The sequence below is a fragment of the Armatimonadota bacterium genome, from assembly GCA_020354555.1.
Lineage (GTDB): Bacteria > Armatimonadota > Hebobacteria.
Genome location: CP070648.1, coordinates 2965688 through 2969253, shown reverse-complemented (window position 1 = coordinate 2969253; position 3566 = coordinate 2965688). Strand labels below are relative to the sequence as shown.

Annotated in this window: 2 protein-coding genes; one reads left to right on the top strand and one right to left on the bottom strand. The window is 65.3% G+C overall.

The genetic code is table 11. From position 1 onward, the window contains the following. A partial coding sequence (locus tag JSV65_12160) for an alpha-2-macroglobulin (GenBank protein UCH33324.1) occupies positions 1 to 2200 on the top strand: 2200 nt, incomplete at its 5' end. A gap of 169 nt (positions 2201 to 2369) precedes the next feature. Here the strand turns inward: JSV65_12160 and JSV65_12155 are convergent. Further along, positions 2370 to 3566 (bottom strand): hypothetical protein (locus JSV65_12155; GenBank protein UCH33323.1); only part of this gene is annotated, 1197 nt, incomplete at its 5' end.

The window sequence follows — 3566 nt, the reverse complement described above, 5'->3', positions numbered from 1 at the left end:
CGCTGCGATGCTGCGCCCCCCAGCCGTCCTCCAGGCAGGCAGGATGGAGAAGGCGGTGGCTGCGGAGGCCGCTCCTGGCGCAGCGGCGGCGGAGCCGGTGCTCGTGCGCCAGTACTTCCCGGAGACGATGTTCTTCGAGCCCGCGCTGATCACCGACGAGCGCGGCCGCGCGACACTCGACCTGACCATGGCCGACTCGATCACGACCTGGCGCATGAGCACGATGGCGTCGTCGCTCAAGGGGCAACTCGGCAGCCGCGACATGGCGCTGCGGGTGTTCCAGGACTTCTTCATTGACATTGACCTGCCGGTGGCGCTGACGCAGAACGACGAGGTGTCGATACCGGTGGCGATCTACAACTACCTGCCGCGGGCGCAAGAGATCGCGCTCGAACTGGAGCCCGGCGACTGGTTCGAGCTGCTCGACGAGGCGCAGAAGTCGGTGGCGATTAGGGCTGAGGATGTCGGCGTGATCTACTACCGCCTGCGCGTGAACGAGATCGGCAACCATCGGCTCACGGTGACCGCGCGGGGCAGCGAGATGTCGGACGCGATGCAGCGGCAGATCGAAGTCGTGCCCGACGGCAAGGAGATCCGCGAGGTCGTCAACGACCGCATTGACGCCGATGTGACGCGCACGGTCGTCATCCCCGAGGAGGCGATCGCGGAGGCAAACAACATTCTGGTCAAGATCTACCCCGGCATCTTCAGCCAGGCGGTCGAGGGGCTCGACAGCATGCTGCGCATGCCGTTCGGGTGTTTCGAGCAGACATCGTCGGTGACGTATCCGAACGTGCTCGTGCTCGATTACCTGAAGACGACCGGGCAGGTCAGCCCTGAGCTGCAGATGAAAGCCGAGGGGTTCATCAACGTCGGCTATCAGCGGTTGGTGTCGTACGAGGTGCCGGGCGGCGGGTTCTCGTGGTTCGGCAACGCGCCGGCGCACCAGGTGCTGACCGCGTACGGGCTGATGGAATTCTCGGACATGTCTGAGGTCTACGAGGTTGACCCGGCGGTGATCCAGCGCACGCAGAACTGGCTGGCCGGGAGGCAGCAGGCGGACGGCACGTGGCCGCTCGACAAAGAGGGCATCGCCGAGGGCATCATCAATCGCCAGACCGATGTCTTTCGCACCGCGGCGTACATTACCTGGGCGCTCGCCGAGTCCGGCTACCGCGGCGAGTCGACGAGCAAGGGAGTGAGCTACATCCGCGCCAACTTCGCCAAGCAGGATGATCCGTACGCCCTGGCCGTCGTCGCGAACGCGTTCCTGACGATTGACCCGAACGACCCCGACGGGAAGACGGTGGTGGATATGCTGGCCGAGAAGGCGGTCGAGGACGACAAGGTCGCGTACTGGCAGGGCGCGGCGCCGACGTTCACCGGCGCAGCGGAGGAGAAGGCCGACCTGGAGACGACCGCGCTCGCCGCGTACGCGCTGGTCAAGTCGGGGCGGCACATCGGCCTGACCAACAAGGCGATGAACTACCTGATCCAGGCCAAGGACTCGTACGGCACGTGGCACACGACGCAGGCGACGGTGTGGGCGCTCAAGGTGATGCTGCTGGCGATGGGCAAAGCGACCGAGGAGATCAACGCCGAGTTGAAGGTGTCCATCAACGGCAAGCAGGCAGCGGCGCTGGCGATCACGCCGGAGGACTACGACGTGATGCGACAGGTTGACCTGAAGGGCCTGGTGCGACCGGGCAAGAACGAGATCAAGATCGGCTTCTCCGGCAAGGGCAGCGCGCTGTACCAGATCGTGAGTATCTTCTACATCCCGTGGCAACGGATCGCCGCCCCGCCGCGGGAAGCGCTCGACATAACGGTCAGTTACGACAAGACGCGGCTGGCGCAGGATGACACCGCGACGTGTTCCGTCCGCGTCGTCAACAACACGGGCAAGGTGGCCGAGATGGTCATCATTGACCTGGGCATCCCGCCGGGGTTCGAGGTGATGGCGGAGGATCTCCAGCGCATGGTGGACAAGGGCGTGTTCCAGAAGTTCACCCTCGCGGCGCGGCAGATCATCATCTACCTCGAGGAGATTCCGCCCAAGCCGCCGCTGGAGTTCAGTTGCGGCGTGCGGGCGAAATTCCCGATCCGGGCTAAGACGCCGCAGTCCAGGGTATACAAGTACTATAACCCCGAGGTGGAGGCCATTGCACAGCCGGTGGAGATGGTCATCGAGGGGAAATAGACCCGCCTGAGCAGGGCGTTGCAGTCAGAGCGGGCCGCGGTGCTGACCGCGGCCCGCTCGCTGTGTTGCTCCGCGACAGGGAATCAGCCTAAGCGGCTCACGCCCGGCTGTGAGGGCCCCGGGCGACCTGCCTCCTGCCTTTGCCCTGGCGTCAGTACGGATCACCCTCTCAAGGCAGCGCGGCCCAGGCCACGGCGAATAGTGCGTCGCCCCGTGCTTTCAGGTCTGGGATCGTTCTCGCCACTCTCACTGCTCGGCGCAGGTCTGCCTCGCCGAGGGCAGTGGCGATCCCACGGGTCATGTGCCATCGCACATGGTCGTCGCGTTCCCGCCGTGCGACAGCCAATGCTCGATCCGGGTCCTGCTTGGTCACCTGTTTCGCCCAGCCGTACAGCAAGCTCATCCGCGTGGGCCTTGACCTGACTGATTGGATGGCGGCGAGCGTGCCATCGGAGTCTGCTGCCGCGAGCGCTGCTGCTGCCGATTCGAGGACGTAATGCCGATAGCGCTTGCATCTGCCGCTTTGGGCGACGCTCAAAGCACGCTGCGGGTCTGTGGCAGCTAGCACGACAACGGCTCTCTCCTCGACCGAGTAGCGCATCCACGGATCGTCTATCGCTTCGATGAGTCCGAGAGCCGCCTCGGGATCCCGCTCTACGACGGCCTCAGCGATCGTCACCCGCACCGTGTCGCGGCAATCAAGATCCCGGACGACGCTCATGAGTTTGGCTTGGAGTGCCCGCGGCGGCAGGATGGCAAGCTTGACCCAGGCTCGTGCCACCGCAGCCAGCGCAAAAGCGCGTAGGGAGGGCGTTGCGTCGGGCTGTCGGGGGTCGCGGATTCTCTGCGCCAAAGCGAGGAGCCGGCCGTGTGCCTTCCTCAAGCGGGTCTTGCTGCGGCTCGCACCCGTGAGGCCGACCCGGAACAGGGCCCATGTGCGGCGAGCTGGCTCACTGATGCTCCGCGTGAGCTTCATCGCTTTGTCAGGAGCCGTTTCCGCCAGTTCCCACGCCATCATGTTCTTGACGCCGTCGGTGCTGCCTATGTGTTTGGTGCCGCGGGCTATCGCTAATGCCCGTTCGGGGCCCCGCTTGGCCATATGCCGCACGACGCACCGCATCGCACGTCCCCGCAACTTCGGTCTGCTGATGCTGAGCGCCAACTCCATTGCGCGGTCAGGGTCGAGGTCTGCGAGGTCCTGGACGATCGCGTCGAGCGCTGCGTCTCGCCGATCCCGCTGCTCGATGCTGCGCGCAATTCCCGCAGCCTCATCCGCAACCGACGCGACAAGAGGGGAACCGGGCTTCAGTTGACTCAGCACCGTCGCCAGTGCTTCGACGCGACGGTCCTTGCGCCTCACCGTGCG